General features: G+C 73.4%; 16 protein-coding genes and 3 pseudogenes. 8 read left to right on the top strand and 11 right to left on the bottom strand.

Annotated features, from left to right (window positions below; all coding sequences use genetic code 11):
- Positions 1-56: 56 nt before the first annotated feature.
- A complete protein-coding gene (locus tag HEP85_RS14420; protein ID WP_168528132.1) occupies positions 57-806 on the bottom strand; it encodes a hypothetical protein in 750 nt (249 codons plus the stop codon).
- A gap of 1 nt (position 807) precedes the next feature.
- Entirely contained in the window at positions 808-1,329 is a 522-nt protein-coding gene (locus HEP85_RS14425; protein ID WP_168528133.1) for an RNA polymerase sigma factor, read from the bottom strand.
- A 302-nt stretch (positions 1,330-1,631) separates the two neighbouring features.
- Between HEP85_RS14425 and HEP85_RS14430 the strand changes: the two genes are divergently transcribed.
- The gene (locus tag HEP85_RS14430) at positions 1,632-2,648 is read left to right on the top strand and encodes an aspartate-semialdehyde dehydrogenase (protein ID WP_168528134.1); all 1,017 of its coding nucleotides are present in this window, start codon (positions 1,632-1,634) and stop codon (positions 2,646-2,648) included.
- 173 nt (positions 2,649-2,821) lie between these two features.
- Here the strand turns inward: HEP85_RS14430 and HEP85_RS14435 are convergent, their stop codons facing one another.
- Positions 2,822-3,304, bottom strand: coding sequence for a DUF1203 domain-containing protein (locus HEP85_RS14435; protein WP_329287894.1), 483 nt, complete (start codon positions 3,302-3,304; stop codon positions 2,822-2,824).
- A 113-nt stretch (positions 3,305-3,417) separates the two neighbouring features.
- On the opposite strand from HEP85_RS14435, the gene pepN reads away from it, so the two are divergent.
- Entirely contained in the window at positions 3,418-5,988 is a 2,571-nt protein-coding gene (pepN, locus tag HEP85_RS14440) for an aminopeptidase N (RefSeq protein ID WP_168528135.1), read from the top strand.
- A gap of 105 nt (positions 5,989-6,093) precedes the next feature.
- Here pepN and HEP85_RS14445 read toward each other — a convergent pair whose 3' ends face one another.
- Positions 6,094-7,362, bottom strand: coding sequence for a M14 family zinc carboxypeptidase (locus tag HEP85_RS14445; protein WP_168528136.1), 1,269 nt, complete (start codon positions 7,360-7,362; stop codon positions 6,094-6,096).
- A 372-nt stretch (positions 7,363-7,734) separates the two neighbouring features.
- Here HEP85_RS14445 and HEP85_RS14450 point away from each other — a divergent pair, with 372 nt between their 5' ends.
- Positions 7,735-9,132, top strand: a complete 1,398-nt coding sequence (locus HEP85_RS14450) for a ThiF family adenylyltransferase (RefSeq protein ID WP_248001928.1) — start codon at positions 7,735-7,737, stop codon at positions 9,130-9,132.
- 119 nt (positions 9,133-9,251) lie between these two features.
- A complete protein-coding gene (locus tag HEP85_RS14455) occupies positions 9,252-10,367 on the top strand; it encodes a hypothetical protein (protein WP_168533619.1) in 1,116 nt (371 codons plus the stop codon).
- Here HEP85_RS14455 and HEP85_RS14460 read toward each other — a convergent pair.
- The 4 genes and pseudogenes from HEP85_RS14460 to HEP85_RS14475 form a co-directional block, all read right to left on the bottom strand.
- Positions 10,342-11,118, bottom strand: a complete 777-nt coding sequence (locus HEP85_RS14460; RefSeq protein ID WP_168528137.1) for an SDR family NAD(P)-dependent oxidoreductase — start codon at positions 11,116-11,118, stop codon at positions 10,342-10,344. The two genes, HEP85_RS14455 and HEP85_RS14460, sit on opposite strands and share 26 nt — an antisense overlap.
- A 204-nt stretch (positions 11,119-11,322) precedes the next feature.
- A complete protein-coding gene (locus tag HEP85_RS14465; RefSeq protein WP_365224035.1) occupies positions 11,323-12,333 on the bottom strand; it encodes a sigma-70 family RNA polymerase sigma factor in 1,011 nt (336 codons plus the stop codon).
- 31 nt (positions 12,334-12,364) lie between these two features.
- Positions 12,365-12,946: pseudogene (locus tag HEP85_RS14470) on the bottom strand (hypothetical protein); the annotation flags it as partial.
- A 31-nt stretch (positions 12,947-12,977) separates the two neighbouring features.
- Entirely contained in the window at positions 12,978-14,447 is a 1,470-nt protein-coding gene (locus HEP85_RS14475; protein ID WP_365224033.1) for an FAD-dependent monooxygenase, read from the bottom strand.
- A 190-nt stretch (positions 14,448-14,637) separates the two neighbouring features.
- Here HEP85_RS14475 and HEP85_RS14480 point away from each other — a divergent pair, with 190 nt between their 5' ends.
- Positions 14,638-15,273, top strand: a complete 636-nt coding sequence (locus tag HEP85_RS14480; RefSeq protein WP_168528139.1) for a TetR family transcriptional regulator — start codon at positions 14,638-14,640, stop codon at positions 15,271-15,273.
- A gap of 224 nt (positions 15,274-15,497) precedes the next feature.
- On the opposite strand, the gene HEP85_RS14485 is transcribed toward HEP85_RS14480, so the two are convergent.
- The 3 genes and pseudogenes from HEP85_RS14485 to HEP85_RS14495 form a co-directional block, all read right to left on the bottom strand.
- Complete coding sequence (locus HEP85_RS14485) at positions 15,498-15,737, bottom strand: hypothetical protein (protein ID WP_168528140.1); 240 nt, start codon at positions 15,735-15,737, stop codon at positions 15,498-15,500.
- Positions 15,738-15,840: 103 nt separating this feature from the next.
- Positions 15,841-17,911: pseudogene (gene malQ, locus HEP85_RS14490) on the bottom strand (4-alpha-glucanotransferase).
- Positions 17,912-18,187 (bottom strand): hypothetical protein, encoded by a 276-nt coding sequence (locus HEP85_RS14495; RefSeq protein WP_168528142.1) that lies wholly within the window; start codon positions 18,185-18,187, stop codon positions 17,912-17,914.
- 177 nt (positions 18,188-18,364) lie between these two features.
- On the opposite strand from HEP85_RS14495, the gene HEP85_RS14500 reads away from it, so the two are divergent.
- From HEP85_RS14500 to HEP85_RS14510, 3 genes and pseudogenes are all read left to right on the top strand, one after another.
- A complete protein-coding gene (locus tag HEP85_RS14500) occupies positions 18,365-18,979 on the top strand; it encodes an RNA polymerase sigma factor (protein WP_168528143.1) in 615 nt (204 codons plus the stop codon).
- Positions 18,976-19,044: pseudogene (locus HEP85_RS14505) on the top strand (hypothetical protein); the annotation flags it as partial. The gene HEP85_RS14500 and the pseudogene HEP85_RS14505, both read left to right, overlap by 4 nt.
- A gap of 2 nt (positions 19,045-19,046) precedes the next feature.
- Positions 19,047-19,919 carry a zf-HC2 domain-containing protein gene (locus tag HEP85_RS14510; protein WP_369658169.1) on the top strand — a complete coding sequence of 291 codons (873 nt, stop codon included), beginning with the start codon at positions 19,047-19,049 and terminating at the stop codon, positions 19,917-19,919.
- The last annotated feature ends 53 nt before the right edge of the window (positions 19,920-19,972 follow it).

Consider the following 19,972-nt stretch of genomic DNA (forward strand, 5'->3'; position numbering starts at 1 on the left):
CCCCTTTCCTCTGCGCGTCTTCTCATGCCCGGTCGAGCCCTCCCGGTCGAGCCCTCTCATTCGCAGGTGAGGGAGCGGGAGGCGGGCAGCGCCCGGAGGATCCACTCCCGGTCGCGGGCGATGTCCTTCTCCCCCGTCGTCCACCGGTCGGGGGTCACCGCGCCCCGTCGGATGCCGACCAGTACGTGCTCACCCCGGCGCGGAGCGGCCTCCTCCCGGTCCACCAGGAAGGTGACCCGCGTCTTCCCCTTCGCCGGTTTGTAGGAGCGCGTCACGTCGAGGGTGACCCGGTCCCGCCCGGTGCCCGGAACCGGCTCGATCCCGGCGATCTCGCCCTCGGCCAGCAGCCGGGAGCAGGCGAGGTAACCGGGGCCGCTGAGCGAGGCCGAGCCGCTCGCGCTGTCCGCCGCCTTCGCCCCGCTGTCCGCCGACGACTTCGAATCCACGCCCCCGCCCTGCGCGATCAGCCAGCCCATGCCGACGACCATCGAGGCGACGACGGCCGCGGCGAGGGTGCCCAGGACGACGGCTAGGGGACGGCGGCCCCGGTTCCTCGGCGCCCCCGCCGGACGGCGCGGACGCTGCCTGGGAACCCGTACGGGCCTCGTCTCCTCCCCCGCTTCCGCCAGTGCGCCCCCGATGGCGGCCAGCTGTTCCCGCAGCACCACCAGGTCCGCGACCGCCGACCGGTGCTCCGCCACCGCCTCCGGGTCGTCGCGGGCCCCTTCGGGCAGCGGTTCACCGGTGATCGCGGCCCACAGCGCGTCCGCTGCCGCACTGTCCTCGTGCTCGGCGTACCCGGCCACGTCACACCACCTCGTCCTCGTGCAGGCGGGCGCGCAGGGCACGGACCGCCGAGTGCAGCCTGCTCTTGACCGTGCCCTCCGGGATGCCGAGCTCCTCGGCTATCCCGCGCACGGAGAGATCGGCGTAGAAACGCAGGACGAGGACCTGCCGATGCGCGTCGGGCAGTTCGTCCAGCCCCTGCGCCACGGCCAGCGAGAGCACGCTGGAGTCCTCGCCCGAGGGGTGCTCCAGCTGCCGGAGCCCCGCCAGCCGCTCGCCGAGCCGCTGCTGGCGGTGCTTGGCCCGGTGCCAGTCCATCGCCAGGTTCGAGGCGACGACCGCCGCCCACGCGGACACGTCACGCGGTGCCTCGTCCCCCTTCGCGGCGCGCTCCAGCAACCGCAGGCGGACCTGCTGCACCCCGTCCGGCAGGTCCGCCTGCGGTACCCCGCCGAGCGCGAGCACCGCCCGCACCCGGCGTTCCTGCGCCGCGTCCAGCGGGTCGTCCACCCCCTGGGCACTGCGTGTCCTTCTGCGCAGCACAGCCGCCCTCCCCTCCCGCGTTTCCCCTACGACGCCGGTGCGGGCCGAAACGTTCGGCCGCGCGCCGCCGAGTCGCACCGAGTCGCATCGAGTCGTACGTCACACCGGACCGTGGCCGGAGGGACGCGAGCACCGTACGGCTTGCGGTTGCCGGGGTCCGCCGGACGGTTTTCTTCCGGCGGCCGCGCGCCGGGCCCGTCCCGCTCCGCGAACGGCGTGGGCAAAGGATTGGACACAACGGCACGGGTCAGACGCATGATGGAAGCGCTGGACCACGTAGAACGCACGCAAAGGGAGTCGCCGTGAGGGTCGGAATCGTCGGAGCCACCGGTCAGGTCGGCACGGTCATGCGCAGGATCCTGGTCGAGCGGGACTTCCCGGTCACGGAGCTGCGCCTGTTCGCCTCGGCCCGCTCGGCCGGCTCGGTGCTGGACGGCGTGACGGTGGAGGACGCGACGACGGCCGACTACTCCGGCCTGGACATCGTCCTCTTCTCGGCCGGCGGCTCGACCTCCAGGGCACTGGCCGAGAAGGTCGCCGCGCAGGGCGCCGTCGTGATCGACAACTCCTCCGCCTGGCGCAAGGACCCGGACGTACCCCTGGTGGTCTCCGAGGTGAACCCGCACGCGATCGCCGACCGCCCCAAGGGCATCATCGCGAACCCGAACTGCACGACGATGGCCGCGATGCCCGTCCTGCGGCCGCTGCACGACGAGGCGGGGCTGGCGGCGCTCGTCGTCGCCACCTACCAGGCCGTGTCCGGATCCGGTCTGGCGGGTGTGGCCGAGCTGCACGGCCAGGCGCTGAAGGTCGTCGCCGACGCCGACCGGCTCACCCACGACGGCGGGGCGGTCGACTTCCCCGAGCCGCAGGTCTACAAGCGGCCCATCGCCTTCAACGTGCTCCCGCTCGCCGGCTCGATCGTCGACGACGGTCTGCACGAGACGGACGAGGAGCAGAAGCTCCGCCACGAGTCCCGCAAGATCCTGGAGATCCCCGGCCTCAAGGTCTCCGGCACCTGTGTCCGTGTCCCGGTCTTCTCCGGCCACTCGCTCCAGGTCAACGCCCGCTTCGAGCGTCCGATCTCGGTGGAGCGCGCCACCGAGCTGCTGGCCGGCGCCCCGGGTGTCGCCCTCTCCGAGATCCCGACCCCGCTCGAGGCCGCGGGCCAGGACGCGTCGTACGTCGGCCGCATCCGCGCCGACGAGACGGTTGAGCACGGTCTCGCCCTGTTCATCTCGAACGACAACCTCCGCAAGGGCGCCGCCCTGAACGCGGTCCAGATCGCGGAGCTGGTGGCGGCCGACCTCAAGGGCTGACGCCCACCGCGCACGCCCCCGGGGCGGTCACCGCACGGTGACCGCCCCTTCGCACGCCCTGACCACTCCTGGTCACGCCGTGCCCCCTCCCGCTCACGCCGTGCCCGCCGCGGCTCACGCGGTGTCCGCTCCTGTCCGCGGCCGACCGCCGCCCCTCCGGGGGCACGCGCCCGTCACGCCCGGCGCACCTCGTAGAGGAAACAGCCGTACTCGACGGCCCGTACGTGGACCAGCTCCACCGCCGGGTCGGCGAAGGCCGCCTCGAAGGCCGCCTCGAACGCGGACCACTCCGGGACCTCCACCAGCCGGCCCCCGAGGATGCGGCCCCCGGCGGAGTAGCGCCGCACGGTGCGGTGGGCGCCCTCGAACGGCCGGACGTCCGCGGCCGGCCCCCCGCACTCCCGCGCGTGGACGAAGACCGGGCCCTGCTCGTCGTACGCGCCCGGATCGACGCCGGCCGCGGCGGCCCAGCGGCGCAGCGGGGCGTACGAGACGAGGGCGATCCGCTCCCCCGGCTCACCACGGCGCAGACAGCAGCGGAGCGGAGCGCCGCCCTCCTCGTCCGTGAAGGGAACCATCGGGCGCCCCGCGTCGTCAGCTGTGCGGAGATCCTTCAGGACCTCCGGTTCGATGGGGCGTGCGGTGTAGGTCGTCATGCGCTCCACAGTCGCGCCCGAAAGCCCCGGTCACCGGCGGGATACGGACATCGCGTTCCGTGCTGGTCCCGTGGAAGGATGGCGCAACCGTCACATAACGAGGAGATGACCGCGTGCCTGGCACAAACCTGACCCGCGAAGAGGCGCAGCAGCGCGCGAAGCTGCTCACCGTTGACTCGTACGAGATCGATCTCGACCTCTCGGGCGCGCAGGAGGGCGGCACCTACCGGTCCGTGACCACAGTGCGCTTCGATGTCTCCGAGAGCGGCGCGGAGTCCTTCATCGACCTGGTGGCCCCGACCGTTCACGAGGTGGTCCTCAACGGGGACGCCCTCGCCCCCGCCGAAGTCTTCGAGGACTCGCGGATCACGCTGCCGGGCCTCCTGGAGGGACGCAACGTCCTGCGGGTCGTCGCGGACTGCGCGTACACCAACACCGGCGAGGGTCTGCACCGGTTCGTCGACCCGGTCGACCAGCAGGCCTACCTGTACACCCAGTTCGAGGTCCCGGACGCCCGACGCGTCTTCGCGTCCTTCGAGCAGCCCGACCTGAAGGCCACCTTCCGGTTCACCGTGAAGGCGCCCTCCGGCTGGACCGTCATTTCCAACTCGCCGTCGCCCGAGCCCAAGGACGACACCTGGGCCTTCGAGCCGACGCCGAGGATCTCCACGTACATCACCGCGCTGATCGTCGGCCCGTACCACTCGGTGCACAGCGTGTACGAGAAGGACGGGCAGAGCGTGCCGCTCGGCATCTACTGCCGTCCCTCGCTCGCCGAGTTCCTCGACTCGGACGCGATCTTCGAGGTCACCCGGCAGGGCTTCGAGTGGTTCCAGGAGAAGTTCGACTTCGCGTACCCGTTCAAGAAGTACGACCAGCTCTTCGTGCCGGAGTTCAACGCGGGCGCGATGGAGAACGCGGGCGCGGTGACGATCCGGGACCAGTACGTGTTCCGGTCGAAGGTCACCGACGCCGCGTACGAGGTGCGCGCCGAGACGATCCTGCACGAGCTGGCCCACATGTGGTTCGGCGACCTCGTGACCATGGAGTGGTGGAACGACCTGTGGCTGAACGAGTCGTTCGCCACCTACACCTCCATCGCCTGCCAGGCCTACGCGCCGGACAGCCGCTGGCCGCACTCCTGGACCACCTTCGCGAACTCCATGAAGACGTGGGCGTACCGGCAGGACCAACTGCCCTCCACCCACCCGATCATGGCGGAGATCGGCGACCTGGACGACGTGCTCGTCAACTTCGACGGGATCACGTACGCGAAGGGGGCGAGCGTGCTGAAGCAGCTCGTCGCGTACGTCGGCATGGACGAGTTCTTCCGGGGCGTGCAGACCTACTTCAAGCGGCACGCGTACGGCAACACGCGCCTGTCCGACCTGCTGGGCGCGCTGGAGGAGACCTCCGGGCGCGACCTGAAGAACTGGTCGGAGAAGTGGCTGCGGACCGCCGGCATCAACGTCCTGCGCCCAGAGGTCGAGACGGACGCGGACGGGGTCATCACCTCCTTCGCGATCCGCCAGGAGGCCCCGGCGCTCCCGGCGGGCGCCAAGGGCGAGCCGACGCTCCGCCCCCACCGCATCGCGGTCGGCCTCTACAACCTCGACGCGAGCGGCAAGCTGGTGCGCGACGAGCGGATCGAGCTCGACGTCGACGGTGAGCTGACCGCCGTGCCCGAGCTGACCGGCAAGCGCCGTCCGGCCGTCTTCCTGCTCAACGACGACGACCTGTCGTACGCCAAGGTCCGTCTCGACGAGGACTCGCTGGCCTTCGTGACGGAGCACCTCGGCGACTTCGAGTCCTCGCTGCCGCGCGCGCTGTGCTGGGCCTCCGCCTGGGACATGACCCGCGACGGGGAGCTCGCCACCCGCGACTACCTTTCCCTGGTGCTGTCCGGCATCGGCAAGGAGTCCGACATCGGTGTCGTGCAGTCGCTGCAGCGGCAGCTCAAGCTGGCGATCGAGATGTACGCCGACCCCGCCACCCGCGAGGCGCTGCTGACCCGCTGGACCGAGGCGACCCTCGCGCACCTGCGCGCGGCCGAGGCCGGCGGCGACCACCAGCTCGCCTGGGCGCGCGCCTTCGCGGACACCGCCCGCACGCCGGAGCAGCTGGACCTCCTGGAGGGTCTGCTGGAGGACCGGGAGACCATCGGGGGTCTCGCCGTCGACACCGAGCTGCGCTGGGCGTTCGTACAGCGGCTCGCGGCGGTCGGACGCTACGACGAGGCGGAGATCACGGCCGAGTACGAGCGAGACCGGACGGCGGCCGGTGAGCGGCACGCGGCCACCGCGCGGGCCGGCCGTCCCACCGCGGAGGCGAAGGAGGAGGCCTGGGTCTCGGTCATCGAGTCCGACAAGCTCCCCAACGCCGTGCAGGAGGCGGTGATCGGCGGCTTCGTGCAGACCGACCAGCGTGAGCTGCTCGCTCCGTACGCGGACCGGTTCTTCGCCGTGGTGAAGGACATCTGGGACGCCCGTTCGCACGAGATCGCCCAGCAGATCGCGATCGGCCTGTACCCGTCGATCCAGGTCTCCGAGGAGACCCTCGCCAAGACGGACGCGTGGCTGGCCTCCGCCGAGCCCAACGCGGCACTGCGCCGCCTGATCTCGGAGTCCCGCGCCGGGATCGAGCGCGCGCTGAAGGCACAGGCGGCGGACGCGGCGGCCTCGTAGCCCGTCGTACGTCGCGCATAGGTACGGTCTGAGGGCGCCCGGCGTTGTGCCGGGCGCCCCTTTCCGTTCGTGGGGCGCCCTCACCTCTCCGTTCGTGGGGCGCCCTCACATCAGGGCGCGGGCGAGCACGAGCATGGTGCGGGCCTGGAGCGCGGTCTGGTCGGCGACGGACACCCAGCGGGCGTCGAACGTGCGCTCCAGCTCGCGGGCCCACCCGTCCACGAGGGTGTCCAGCGCCGGTGCGCCGCCCAGGGCCCGGCTCATCATGGCCGCCGCGCGCAGCGGGATGCGGCGGGCCGCGATACCGAGCGAGACGGAGTTGCCGACGGTGGTGGCCAGTTCGGCAGCGCTCCAGGTGTCCACGACCCCGGACCCGATGTCCATGAGTTCACGGGCCGCCGTGAAATGGGCCAGCTCGTCAGTTGTTCCGGGCGGACGCGAATCCAACTCGCCGACCACGGACTCCAGTTGCTTGACCCGGCCGAGCAGGATCTCGCTGACGTCGGCGAGTTCACGGCGCGGCTCCGCCACCGGCCGCGGATCGCCGACGCCCGCCACGCTCCAGAAGGGCGCCTCGACCACGGCCGAGACGGTGCCGTGGCGCATCGCGTGCAGCCAGGTGGCCCGCGAGACGAAGCCCGAGGGGTCCCGTTCCTCCGCCGGACTGCCGTCCGGCAGGACGAGCACACCCGGTCCCTCGACGAGCCACCCCATGCCGTCGAAGGGCCGGTGTTCCAGGGGAATGCCCAGGTCCGCCGCGATCCGGCGGTAGGCGGCCGGCACTCCGGGCACCGCGCGGGTCAGTTGCAGGAAGGTTCCTCCTGCTTCGACGCCGTGCAACGAGAACTGCACGACGGGGCGCAGTTCGTCGATGAGCCCCAGCAGCGCCTCGGACTCCGGCATCGGTGCGCGCGGATCCCCCGCGACGGGCGGGAACTCGGGCTGGGCGGCGAAGGCGGGGCGGTAGAAGCGCCGGTAGTAGCTCCCGATGAGGGGCGGTGCGGCGGCGTCCGGGACACCGGAGGAATGCGCGGTCATCCAGCCGTCGGCGAGACGCGCACCGTCGGGATCGAGGCAGAGCAGGAAATGCCAGGTGCAGTCCAGCCCTCCGTCGCCGCTGCCCAGGACACTGGGATCACGGGCGAGCCACCGGGCGAACCGGAGTGAAGTGGCCCCGCCCACCGGCTCGTTGGCGTGCGCGCCGGCGACCGTGAGCAGCTGGCGCGGGCCGTGTCCGGCCGACAGCAGCCACAGCGGGCGGCCGGCACGCGAGGTCCCGATGTCGCGCAGACGCAAGTCGCCGGGCCGCGCGGCCACCGTCGCACGAGCGCCTCGCAGCAACTCGTCCAGGGTGGGATACGGGGTTCCCCGCATGCCGGGATCCGGTCAGGTGCCGTTCGCGTTGCTGGCCCCGGTGGTCTCCTTCTTGTCCAGCGGACGGATCACGATCCTGGCAGCCATGTGGTCCCCTCTCCTTCACAACCGACTGTGCGCAACAGCGGAGCCCGGTCCGTACCGGGCCGTCGAGCGGGTACGACGGGCTGGTCAGCCGCCGTTGCCCCCGCTGCTGTCACCCGTGGTCTCCTTCTTGTCCAAAGGACGGATCACGATCTTGGTGGGCACGCCAACTCCTCCCCCTCGCAAGGATGTTGCGTATCGCGGCGCAATCGCCGACCGCGTCTTGTCAAGGCTCGACTCGGGGCACCAGAGTGTCAAGGCATGTACCTGTAACGGGAAGGGGTCCTGGTGACGGTCACGGTCGAGACGCTCCGCCGGCCCCGGATCAAACCCGAGCACCGGGCCTACCGCACGATCGACGGCAACGTCCGCATCGGCAGCGTCATCCACGGCATCGGCGCGGAGATAGCGGACCCGGAGGGCTGGGTCTGGACCCTGGTCGGGGCGATGGACGGAACGCGGGGGCCGGCCGAGGTCGTCGACGCGGTGCTGCGGGCTCATCCCGGACTCCCCGCTCTCACGGACGAGGACACCCGTCAGGCGATGGCGGATCTGCTCGACGCCGGGTTCGTGGAGGACGCCGGAGCGCCCGTGCCGGTGTCCGGGCGGGAGCGCGTCCGCTACAGCCGGGGCGTGCCGCTGCTGCGCTGGATGGATCTCGGTCCCCGGGCGAACCCGTGGGACGCCCAGCTCCGGCTGGGCAGCGCCCGGGTGCTGCTCATCGGCGTCGGCGGCACGGGAGGCCATGCCGCGCAGAGTCTGGTCGCCTCCGGAGTCGGCCACCTGCACTGCGTGGACCCGGACGTGGTCGAACTGTCGAACCTCAACCGCCAGCCCCTGTTCCGCGAGTCCGACCTCGGCCGTCCCAAGGTGGAGGCCGCGCTCGGCACGCTGCGGGCCCTGAACTCGGACGTGACGGTGACCGGGGAGCGGCGAGAGGTGCGGGGGCCGGAGGATCTGGCGGAGCTGGTGCGCTCCGGGGCGCCCGAGGTCCCGCGTCCGCTCCCGGTCCCGGTCCCGCGTCCGTTCCAGGTCCCGCATCCGCTCCCGGATCCGCCCGGGGCCCCGCGTCCGCCCGAGGCCCGGCGCGCCTCCGAGCCGTACGACCTGCTCGTTCTCGCCGCCGACCGCCCGGACGACATCCGGCGCTGGGCGAACCGTGTCTGTCTGGCCGCGGGCCTGCCGTGGGCCGACGCCGGATACCGGGGTCCCCTGGTGACGGCCGGGGTGCACGTGCCCGGCCGGGGAGCCTGCTGGGAGTGTCTGCGGGCCACGGAGGTCGCCCGCCGCGATCTGCGGCTGGCGCCGGGCCAGGACGAGGAGGCCGCCTCCCCGCATCTGCCGTGGAACCCCGCGAGCGCGGTCACCGCCGGTCTCTCCGGCGGGCTGCTCGCCCACGCGGCCCTGGCCCTGCTCACCGGCGTGCCCGCGCTCGACCCGGGTTTCCGGTTCGGGATGAACCTGATGCTGCCGGGGGATCCGGTGCTGGAGAGATCCCCGCGGCGGCCCGACTGCCCGGCCTGCGGCGACCGGCCCACCGGAGAACCCGCCAGAGAACCCACCGGGTCACAGACCGGAGGAGGGGCCGAGGGACCACCCGGAGAACGGGCCGGAGGCGGGACCGAACGGCGGGCCGGAGAGCGGGCCGGGGAACAGGCCGGAGAGCGGGCCGGAGGACAGCGGTGACCCGGTCCGCCGGGGAGCGTCACGGGTCCGTCGGCCCCACCGGCCCCCCGGCGTCCCCGGGCCCCACCCCCCACGTACGCCTCCACCGGCTCGACTCGCGCCCCGACGGGGACGAATGGATCGTCGGGCGCCTCGCGACCGGCCGGTTCGTCGCGCTGCCCGAGGTCGGCAAGCAGGCGCTGGACCTGCTCGGCCAGGGGCTGGGCGCCGCCGAGGTCGGGCGGCGGCTGCGGGAGGCGACCGGCGACGACATCGACGTACCCGATTTCGTCGAGGCGCTGGTGGACCTCGGGTTCGTGGCCGAGGTGGACGGACGGCCGACCGAGTCGCCGCCTCCGCCGAAGCCGACGTTCGCCCGGATCCGGCCCCGGCACGTGCGCTGGGTGCTGAGCCCTGTCGTCCCCGTCCTGGTCGGGCTGCTGATCGCGGTCGCCCTCCTCACCCGGCCGCCCGTTCCGCTCGGCTACCGCACCCTCCTGTGGAGCCCGCACGGCAGCGCGGTGATCGCGCTCGGCGCGGGCGTGGGCTGGACACTGCTGCTGCTCCACGAGTGCGCGCACCTGGTGGCCGCCCGCGCGACCGGCGTGCCCGGCCGGATGCGGCTGGGCACGCGGCTCCAGTTCCTGGTCATGCAGACGGACATCAGCGGCATCGAGATCGCCCCGCGCCGCCACCGTCTGACCGCCTACCTGGCCGGCATCGCCACCAACCTGTCCGTCGCCTCGCTCGCCGCCCTCGCGGCGGGCACCACGGACGGCACGGCCCGCGGGGTCCTCGCCGCCGTCGCGCTGCTCGCCCTGCTCCCGCTGCCCTTCCAGCTCATGGTCTTCATGCGTACCGACCTGTACTTCGTCCTCCAGGACCTGACGCGCTGCCGCGATCTGTACGGGGACGGGGTGGCGTTCTCCAAGTACGCGGCCCGGCGCGTGCTGCGACGCGCGCCCGCCCCGGACCCCAGCCTCGATCTGCCCCTCCACGAACGGCGGGCCGTGCGGGTGTACAGCGCCGTGCTCGTCGTGGGCACCACGCTGTGCCTCGCGTTCCTCGCGACCGTCACCCTGCCCGCGGACGTCATCCTGTTCGCCCGTGCGGTGACCCGGCTGGGCCCCGGCCACTCCGCGGCGCAGCGCCTCGACTCCGCGGCGGTCGTGGTCGCGCTCGGCGGGGTCCACCTGCTGTGGGCGCGCACCTGGTGGCGGGGGCGCGGAGTCAGTGCGGAACCATCCCGCCCGTGACGTTGACGAACGTGCCGGTGATGCCGCCCGCCCGGTCGGAGGCGAGGAACGCGGCGGTGGCGGCGATCTCCGCGAGGGTGGGGTTGCGGCGGGTCATCCGCATCCCGGCGAGGTTCGCGAGCAGTCCCTGAAGGGCCGTCTCATCGAGGTCCATACGGCTGTCGACCGCGGCGAGCTTCTCCCGGGTCAGCGTCTCGGGCACCCCGGCCGCCCACAGGCCCACGACCCGCAGTCCGCGCGGTCCCAGCTCCGTCGCCAGGTTCCGCACCAGCGTGTCGATCGCCGCGTCGGCAGGTCCCGTGCCGCCCATCATCGGACTGCCGTGCGCGGAGCCGCTGTTGAGCGTGAGCACCACGCCCGAGCCCGCCTCGGCCATGCGCCGGGCGGCGGCGCGGGCGGTCGTGAAGGTGGCGCGGATGCCGGTCTCGACAGGCCGTACGAAGTCCTCGACCGGCAGGTCGACCAGCGGAACTCCTTGCACGTCGCCCCGCGTGACCAGGTTGAACGAGATGTCGACGGCGTCCAGCGAGGCGATGTGTGCCTCGACCGCCGCCTCGTCCAGCGCGTCGAGCACCGCGGTCTCGGCGTGCCCCCCCGCCGCCACGATGTCCTTCGCCACCGCGTCCAGCGTCTCGCCCGTACGCCCCACCAGGTGCACGCGGGCACCCTCCTGGGCGAAGGTGCGCGCGACGGCGCCGCCGATGGAACCGCCGGCGCCGTAGATGATCGCGGTCTTGTCGGTGAGCAGCATGGTGATCTCTCCTGAAGGTGTACGGCCGTACGAGTGCGTCGTACGGGTCCGTCGAACGTGTCGGTCATGCAGACGTACGCGCCCGCCCGCACTCATCGGTCGCCACTCGCCGGCGGGCACTCATCGGTCTCCGTTCATCGGTCTCCGCTCATCGACCGTCGCTCATCGGTCTCCGCTCATCGACCGTCGCTGATCGACCGTCGCTCAGCGGTCGGCCGGGAGCCGCAGGGGCAGTCCGAACGCCGGGAAGAGGTGCGGCTCGAAGGAGGTGATCTCCACGATGCGGTCGCCCTCGATCCGCAGTACGTCGAGGACCTGGGCGCGGTACACGGTCGTACCGGGCCGTCGTACGTAACCCCCCGCCGCGAGCTGCCCGTTGGCCCGCGCCGGAAGGTGGCGCCAGTGGCCGAGGAACAGCGGGGACGCGGGGTCGAGGCTGATCCCGAGGAACTCGGTGAGCGCGGCGCGGCCGACGAACCAGTACGGGTTCGGCGGCATGGTGAGCCTGATGTCCTCGCTGAGCAGGTCGGTGAACGCGGCCAGGTCGAGGCTTTCGGCGGCTGCCATGTAACGCCCGAGGACCTCTCGTTCCCGGGCGCCGGCTTCCGCGGTCCATTCGGTACGGCGGCGGGGCAGCCGGTCGCGCAGGGTGGGCCGGGCGCGTTGCAGGGCGCTGTTGACCGAGGCCACCGTCATCTCCAGCGCCTCAGCGGTCTCGGCCGCGGAGAGTCCGAGCACGTCGCGCAGGACCAGGACGGCACGCTGGCGGGGCGGCAGGTGCTGGATGGCGGCGAGGAAGACGAGCTCCATGGTCTCCCGGGAGACCGCGAGGGCGTCCGGCTGGTCGTCGGCCGAGGGCAGGTCCTCGTCGGGGTACGGCTGGAGCCAGGTGATGCGGGCCGGGGGTTCGGCGCTGCCGTGGTTCATACCGGGCAGCGGCTCGTACCGCTGGGGACGCCGGGCGGTGCGCCGCTGGAAGTCCAGACAGGTGTTCGTGGCGATCCGGTACAGCCAGGTCCGTACGCTCGCCCGCCCCGCGAAGTCGTCCCGGGCCCGCCAGGCCCGCAGGAACGTCTCCTGGACGAGGTCCTCGGCGTCGTCGTACGAGCCCGCCATCCGGTAGCAGTGCACACGCAGCTCGCGCCGGTACGGCTCGACGAGCGCGGCGAAGTCGCTCTCCCCGAGGGCGGCGTGCGGGCCGGAGCCTTGCGTCACGGAGGTCCGCGTGACGGAAGGCTGCGTGACGGCTTGCTGCCCGGCGGGAGTCCGCGTGACGGAGGTCCGCCCGGCGGAGGTCCGCCCGGCGGGAGGCCGCGTGACGGAATCGCGCGGACCGGAGCCCTGGTCCGGGGAAGTCCGCGGAGCGGTGGCCTGCGGCGCGTCGTGGTCCGCCGTCGCGGGTTCGTCGCCGGGGACCGGCGAGCCCGGCTCTTTCGTCACGTCGGCCCGCGTGACGGAATCGTCGTTCGCGGTGTCCCGGGCGACCCGGGCGATGCGGCGCAGCCGTCCGACCGAGGAGGCCAGGTCGGTCACGCCGGAGTAGAAGACGGACGGCGGCTGCGGAACCAGCGCCTCGACCTGCCGCCCGACCTCCTCGATCAGCCCGCGCGCGGTGTCGACCGGCGCAGCGCGCCGCTCCCGGTACGCCTTCTGCCGGCAGGCGGCGGAGCAGTACACCGAGCTCCGCCCCGTCCGCCCGGCCCGCCCGGCCAGGGGCTTGGCGCAACTGCGGCACACGGCATCGGTCACGGGAACCTCCAAGGGACACGTCACGCGGGATCGACGTGACGCTATCGCCGCGGCCCCGCCTCGCGAAGGCGATCGGCACGGCCCGGACGACACCCCTCAGTCGCGCACCTTCAGTCGCCCACCGCGGCCGTCACCGCCGCCTCGACCGCCGCCTCGTCGGGGGTCTCGGCGGCCCAGGCCACGTATCCGTCGGGCCGCACGAGCAGCGTCGTCCGCCGGTCGCTCGCCCAGCTCTCCACCACGAGCCGGTCCTTGCGGTCGCCGGCCTCGTACGGCCGAGGGGCCGGTCCCGGCGTCACGAGGACGAACCTGCCGCCCCGCAGGGCCTCGTAGAGACGTCCGCCGCGCAGGGCGACATCGGGGACACGGGTGCCGACGAGGGCGTGCGAGCCGCGTGGCGCCCGGTAGGCGTAGCCGATGCCGGTGATCTGGCCGGCCGCCTTCCGGCCGGCCGGACCGACGCCGTTGAGGACCGTGGTGAGCGCGGCGCGCAGCGCCAGCGTCCACGGACGCTTGGCCATCGCGAGCCGTACGATCCCGCCGCTGCTGCGCAGCACCGACCTGCCGACGGGGTGGCGCTCGGCCTGGTAGGTGTCCAGCAGGGCGGGCGCCGCGTGACCGTTGACGACCAGGGCCAGCTTCCAGCCGAGGTTCGCCGCGTCCTGAAGACCGGTGTTCATGCCCTGACCACCGGCCGGGGTGTGGACGTGCGCGGCGTCACCGGCGAGGAAGACCCGGCCGACGCGGTACGCGGGTGCCTGGCGCTCGTCGCTGTGGAAGCGGGACATCCAGCGGGCGTCGTGCATGCCGTAGTCGCGGCCCAGGGAGAGCCGGGTGATCTCCCTGACCTCGTCGAGTCCGAGCGGCTCGCTGTCGGGGACGTTCCGGCCGCGGTGCCAGCCGATCACGCGGTAGTAGCCGTCGCCGAAGGGTGCGATGAAGGCGAAGGCGTCGCCGACGGCGTTGGCGGTCAGCACCGACTCGGGTTCCTCGGCCAGCCGGACGTCCGCGAGGACGACGGACCGGATGACCGACTTGCCGGGGAACGGCAGTCCGACCGCCTCGCGCACCGCGCTGTGCATCCCGTCCGTGCCGACGACGTACGCGCCGCGCAGTTCCCCGGGCTCCCCGTCCGGGTGCCGGACGTCGAGCGTCACGCCGTCCGCGTCCTGGCGCAGCCCGGTCACCTCGGTCTCGTACACGAACCGCACCCCGGCCTCGGCCGCCCGCCGCTCCAGCGCCTTCTCCACCTCGTACTGCGGGATCACCAGCAGGTGGTTGAAGCGGGAGGGGAGGGTGTCGAGTTCGACGGTGAGCCGGTCGAAGAGCCGGATGCGGTCGAGGGACCGGCCCTGGGCCTCCAGTTCGTCGGCGAGACCGCGGGCGTCGAGCTGCTCCAGGGTGCGGGCGTGCAGGACGAAGGCGCGCGAGAGGTTGCTGATCCTGTGCGGGCGTTTCTCGACGAGGGTCACCGGGACGCCGGCGGTGGCGAGGTCGGCGGCCAGCAGCAGGCCGGTGGGTCCGGAGCCGACGATGATCACGGTCCGGGGAGCGGCGGCGGTGCGGGTCGTGCCGTTCATGGCGGCCTCCTGATGCCAACAATCATGGGCCAACACTCGTTGACCAACCGTTCCCGCCAGGCGATCCCCACCGGGTGATGCTGAGCGACCGCCGGCCAACGTCCAGTCAACGCCTGTTGGCCAACGCTCGTTGACAAACGTAGAACGCTCACACTGGACTGTCAACAGGTGTTGGCCTACGGTTGTTGGCATGCCCGTCAAGGAACCCTCGGCCGCCGCGCCCCAGCCCGCGACGCAGTCGCCACCGCCCCAGTCGTCACCGCCCCAGGCCTCACCCCGGCGCTCCGACACCACCCGCACCGCGATCCTCACCGCCGCCCGCGAGCGCTTCGCCGCCGATGGCTACGAGCGCGCCACCATCCGCGCCATCGCCAAGGACGCCCGTATCGACCCGTCCATGGTCATGCGGTACTACGGCTCGAAGGAGGGACTGTTCGCCGCGGTCCTCGACGTCGATCTGCGGCTGCCGGCGCCGGAGCGGCTGAACCGGCAGGACGTGGGCCACGCCCTCGTCCAGCACTTCCTGGACCTCTGGGAGGAGAACGAGGTGCTCACCGCGGTACTGCGGGTCGGCGTCACCAACCCGGCCGGCGCGGAGCGCATGCAGGGCATCTTCCGGGACCAGCTGCTGCCGATCTCCCTGCACCTGTGCCCCGACCCGGAGCAGGCACCGGTCCGGGCCGCGCTCACCGCCTCACAGCTGCTGGGCCTCGCCCTGGCCCGCTACGTCCTGCGCTTCCCGCCCGCCGTGGCGCTGCCGCGGGAGGAGATCGTGGCGTGGCTGGCGCCGACGGTGCAGCGGTACCTCACGGCGCCGCACCCCTAAGGGCTGTCCCGTCCGCCTCGCGACGCCTGGCCCGCCCTGGAGACCCCGCCCGAGAATCGCGCCACGCTCCCGGACCGGGCGCCCCGGGCCCCCGAAGCCCCGGAGCCCCGGAGCCCCCGGAAGGCTCCGCCCCTGGAAACGCGTCGAGGGAGTCCCCGCACACCCGGGGCGGGTGGGCGCGGACTCCCTCGACGGAGAGACGGAAGGGCGGAAGAGAGCCGGAATCAGCCCCGCTTCGCCTGCTTGGGAGACTTGTCCAGGACCATCACGAGGCCCGCGATGATCGCGAACAGCAGGATCGGTGCGACGACGTAGAGGCCGACCGTGTCGATCACGCTCAGGCCCTTGCCGGGGTCGTCACCGTCGTCGCGGGTCAGCGCGAGCGCGGGAGACGACATGAGCAGCATCATCAGCGTCGTACCGGAAGCCAGGGCGCCGGCGCGCAGGGCGTTCTTCTTGTCCACGGTGCAAACGTAGCGAACACCTGAACGCGCCGCGCGCCCGGGGGTGCCGTACGGAGGTCCCGGCGGTGCCTCGGCGGTGTCTCAGCAGTACCTCAGAGGTGTCTCAGCGCTGTGGGTGACCTCCCCCGCCGTCCCCCGGACGCCCCCGCAGCACGTCGATGAGGGCGTACAGCCGTGGTGAGGCGGCCAGTTCCTCCAGCGTGACCGGGCGTCCGGCCGCGTCGGCGACGGGCAGCCGCCAGTTGGGGTACTGGTCCCAGGTGCCGGGCAGGTTCTGCGGGCGCCGGTCGCCGACCGCGTCCGGGAGCCAGACGCCGATCATGCGGGCCGGTGTGCGCAGCAGGAACCGGTGCACGGCCTGGATCTCGGCCTCCTCCGACACCGCGGAGCCGGAGCCGCGCAGCAGCCCGAGCCGGGCGAAGAGCGCCAGCCACTCCCCCGTCTCCGCCGCGGCCGCGGCCCGCTCGTCCGCCAGGGCGCCGGTCAGCAGTCCCAGCCGGTCGCGGAGTTCGACGTGGTCACCGGTGAGACGGGACGCGGTGGGCGGCAGGTCGTGGGTGGTGGCGGTGGCCAGGCAGTCCGCGCGCCAGCGCTCGGGGGGAAGGGGCTGCCCGTCGCCGTCCCAGTCGCGTTCGAACCACAGCACCGAAGTGCCCAGCACCCCGCGCTCCTGGAGCGTCTCGCGCACCCCGGGTTCGACGGTGCCGAGGTCCTCGCCGATCACCAGCGCCCCGGCCCGCGACGCCTCCAGCGTCAGGACGGCCAGCATCGCCTCGGCGTCGTAGCGGACGTACGTCCCCTCCGTGGGCGGCTGTCCCTGCGGGATCCACCAGAGCCGGAACAGGCCCATGACGTGGTCGATGCGCAGCGCGCCCGTGTACCGGAAGAGCGCGCGCAGCAGGCGGCGGTAGGGGGCGTAGCCCGAGGCGGCCAGCCGGTCCGGGCGCCAGGGCGGCAGGCCCCAGTCCTGGCCGCGCGCGTTGAAGGCGTCCGGGGGCGCGCCGACCGACATGCCCGCCGCGTAGTACTCCTGCTGCGCCCAGGCGTCGGCTCCGCCCGGATGCACCCCGACCGCGAGGTCGTGCACGAGTCCGACGGGCATGCCGGCGTCGCGCGCGGAGCGCTGTGCGGCGGCGAGCTGGGAGTCGGTGAGCCAGGCGAGGCGGCCGTGGAAGTCGACGCGGTCCATCAACTCGCTTCGGGCACGGGCAGTTTCGGGTGAGCGGGGGTCACGCAGACCCATGGGCCACTTCTGCCACTCCGGGCCGTGGACCTCGGCGAGCGCGCACCAGGTGACGTGGTCCTCCAGTGCCTCGCCCTCCTCCGCGAGGAAGTCGACGTACGCGGCCCGGCGTCCGGGGCCGAGCGGTACCTCGCGGATCAGTTCCAGCGCCTCGCGCTTGAGTTCCCAGACGGCGTCGCGGTCGATCAGCGCGTCCTTGTCGAGCACGGACGCGCGCAGTCGCCCGGCGCGCTCCAGCAGCGTACGGACGCGGTCGCGGTCGTCGAGGTACGCGAACTCGGGGATGTCCTCGATCCGCAGGTGCACCGGGTCGGGGAAGCGGCGGGAGGAGGGGCGGTACGGGGAGGGGTCCGTCGGGGTGCCGGGCACGGCCGCGTGCAGGGGGTTGACCTGGACGAATCCGGCACCGAGTGCCCGGCCGTACCCAGGCGGTGAGTTCGGCGAGGTCGCCGAGGTCGCCCATGCCCCAGGAGCGGCCGGAGAGGAGGGAGTAGAGCTGGACGAGGAGTCCGTAGGCGTGTCCGGGCGGGGTGGGCAGCCGGTCGGGGGCGACGACGAGGTGGGCGTCGGCGATGCGGCCGTCGGGTGCGGTGGCGCGTAACGCGTGGACGCCGGGCGGGAGTTGTTCGGCCGACGCACGGGTCTCGCCCTGTTCGGTGGTGATGCGCAGACGGGTGCCGTCGGGCAGCGCGGCGAGCGCGTCGGGCGGGCGGCCGCCCCAGCAGACCACGGTCGGCGGCAGGAGCCGGTCCCGTGTCTCGGCCTCCCGGGCGGCGAGGGCCGCGCGGACGGCATCCGGTGTGCTCGCGTCGACGCCGAGCGCCGCGAGGGCGGCGACGACCGCGGTGTCGGTGGCCGCGACGGTCCGGCCGGGCGAGGGGCTGTAGGAGGTGGCGACACCGTGCAGTGCGGCGAGCCGGGACAGCGGCATCTAGACCCCCGAGGCATCCGTGGCGGCGCCGGTGGAGATGGGTTCGCTGGTCAGGTGCGCGGCGTCGGCCAGCGGCGGCTCACTGGTCAGCGGCTCGGCGTCGGGGAGCGGCGGTTCGCTGGTGAGCGGGAGCTCGGCGGCGGTGCCCTCCGCGGTGAAGAGGCAGAAGCGGGGTTCGGCGGAGAAGCGCGGCTCGGCGGAGAAGTGGGGTTCGGCGATCGGTTCCGTCGGACGTTTGGAGAGGGCCGAGAGCAGAAGGTGTGCCGATGCGGCCACGGGGGCCTCCTTGTCGGGTACGGCGGCGGGCGGGTTACCGCAGCCCTACCCAACGCGCGGGACGGCAGACGTACACGGGCGAACAATGTGCTTTTGGTCACGTTCTGTTCCGCCTCGGCCCCGCCAGGTCCGGGTGAAGGGTGAACCGGTGACTCCGGCGGGGTCGATAGACGGGGTGTGAGACTGTTCCGCCCCGTGAGGGGCCACCGGGAGGACGCCACGGACGCCGCACTGCTGCGGGCCGTCGCGGACGGCGACTCGGCGGCGCTGGCCGCACTGTACGACCGGCACGCCGGATGGCTGCACACGCGGCTGACCCGGCGCTGCGGTGATCCCGAGGTCGTCCGGGAGGTGCTGCAGGACACCTTCGTGACCGTGTGGCGGTCGGCGGCCGGGCACCGGGGTACGGAGGCGGGCGGCTGGCTGTGGACGATCGCGGCGCGCCGGCTCGTCGACGCCCGGCGGGCACGGGAGCGGACCGCACGGGTCGAACGGGCCGAACAGACCGAGTACGCGGCGCCGGCGCCCGCGCCCTCCGCGGAGGAGCGCGTGCTGGCGGGCCTGGAGTACGGGGACGTGGGCACCGCCCTGGACCGCATCTCCCCCGAACTGCGCGAGGTGCTGCGCGCCACCGTCGTCGACGGGCTGACCACGCGGGAGACGGCCCGGCTGCTCGGGATCCCCGAGGGCACGGTCAAGACCCGCGCGATGCGGGCACGCGCTGAACTCAGGGCGGCACTCGCCCACCTCGACCCCTCCGGGGACCCGTCACCGCTGGGAGGCCCGGCATGACCGGCTGGCACGCCGCCGACGATCTCGTCGCCCGTTACACCGACGGCTCCCTTCCGGAGCCGGACGCATGGTCCCTGGAGAAGCACCTGGAGAGCTGCGGTTCCTGCGCCGCGCGGGCGTCGCGGGCGGCGCGCACGGGGGCGGCGGGACCGGTACTGGCGCAGGTGCGGGTCGCGGTCCTGGACTCCGTCCCGCACCCGGTCCGGGCCCCGCTCGCGGCCCCTTCGCCCCCACGTCCCCCACACCCACGGCGCCTCGGCGCGCCCGGGCCGCCGGGGGGCGGCTCGGGCGGGTCGTCTGGGCCGCCGGGCCCGCTCTGCGCGGTGCCTGGACCGGGGCCCTGCTGCTGGTGGCCGTGGGGGCGCTCGCGCTGGCGTACGGCGGCGGGTCCGCCGGCGCGCGCCCGCTGCTGCTGGCCGTCGCGCCGGTGGTCCCCGTCGCCGGGGTCGCCCTCTCCTACGGCCGGCACGCCGACCCGCTGTACGAGCTCGTCGCGGCGTCGCCCTCCGGCGGACTGCGGCTGCTGCTCACCCGGACGGCCGCCGTACTGGCGGTGAGCGTGCCGCTGCTGACGGCGGTGGGGCTGCTGCTCCCCGCCCCCGGTCCCCGCCTGCCGCAGGTGCCCATGGCGGCGGCCTGGCTGCTGCCGGGGCTCGCCCTGACGCTGGCCACGCTGGCGTTGTCCGGGTACACGGGCTGTCGTACCGGCTCCGCGGTGGTGGGCGGCGGCTGGCTGCTCGCGCTGACGGCACCGGTCCTCGCCTCGATCGGCCCGGGACCGACGGCCACCGGTTCGGGCCTGACGGACCGTCTCGCCCAGCAGCTCTCCCTCTACTTCACCGGCGCGTCCGCGCAGTGGGGATGGGCGGCGGGGGCCGCCCTCTGCGCCCTGCTGGTCGCCGCCCGCCGCACCGCGTACGACCGTCTGGAGACGATGTGAACGCCCCCTCCCCGCAGGGCACTTGCCCGAAGAACCCGGGTCCGCGCACCGGA

The organism is Streptomyces sp. RPA4-2 (genome assembly GCF_012273515.2).
Lineage (GTDB): Bacteria > Actinomycetota > Actinomycetes > Streptomycetales > Streptomycetaceae > Streptomyces > Streptomyces kaempferi.

Excerpts from the sequence above, each read along its gene's own strand:
- HEP85_RS14480 (WP_168528139.1), top strand. The coding sequence starts at position 14,638 with ATGCCCGTCAAGGAACCCTCGGCCGCCGCGCCCCAGCCCGCGACGCAG.
- HEP85_RS14445 (WP_168528136.1), bottom strand. The coding sequence starts at position 7,362 with ATGCGGGGAACCCCGTATCCCACCCTGGACGAGTTGCTGCGAGGCGCT.
- HEP85_RS14475 (WP_365224033.1), bottom strand. The coding sequence starts at position 14,447 with ATGAACGGCACGACCCGCACCGCCGCCGCTCCCCGGACCGTGATCATC.
- HEP85_RS14510 (WP_369658169.1), top strand. The coding sequence starts at position 19,047 with ATGGTCCCTGGAGAAGCACCTGGAGAGCTGCGGTTCCTGCGCCGCGCG.
- HEP85_RS14460 (WP_168528137.1), bottom strand. The coding sequence starts at position 11,118 with ATGCTGCTCACCGACAAGACCGCGATCATCTACGGCGCCGGCGGTTCC.
- HEP85_RS14435 (WP_329287894.1), bottom strand. The coding sequence starts at position 3,304 with ATGACGACCTACACCGCACGCCCCATCGAACCGGAGGTCCTGAAGGAT.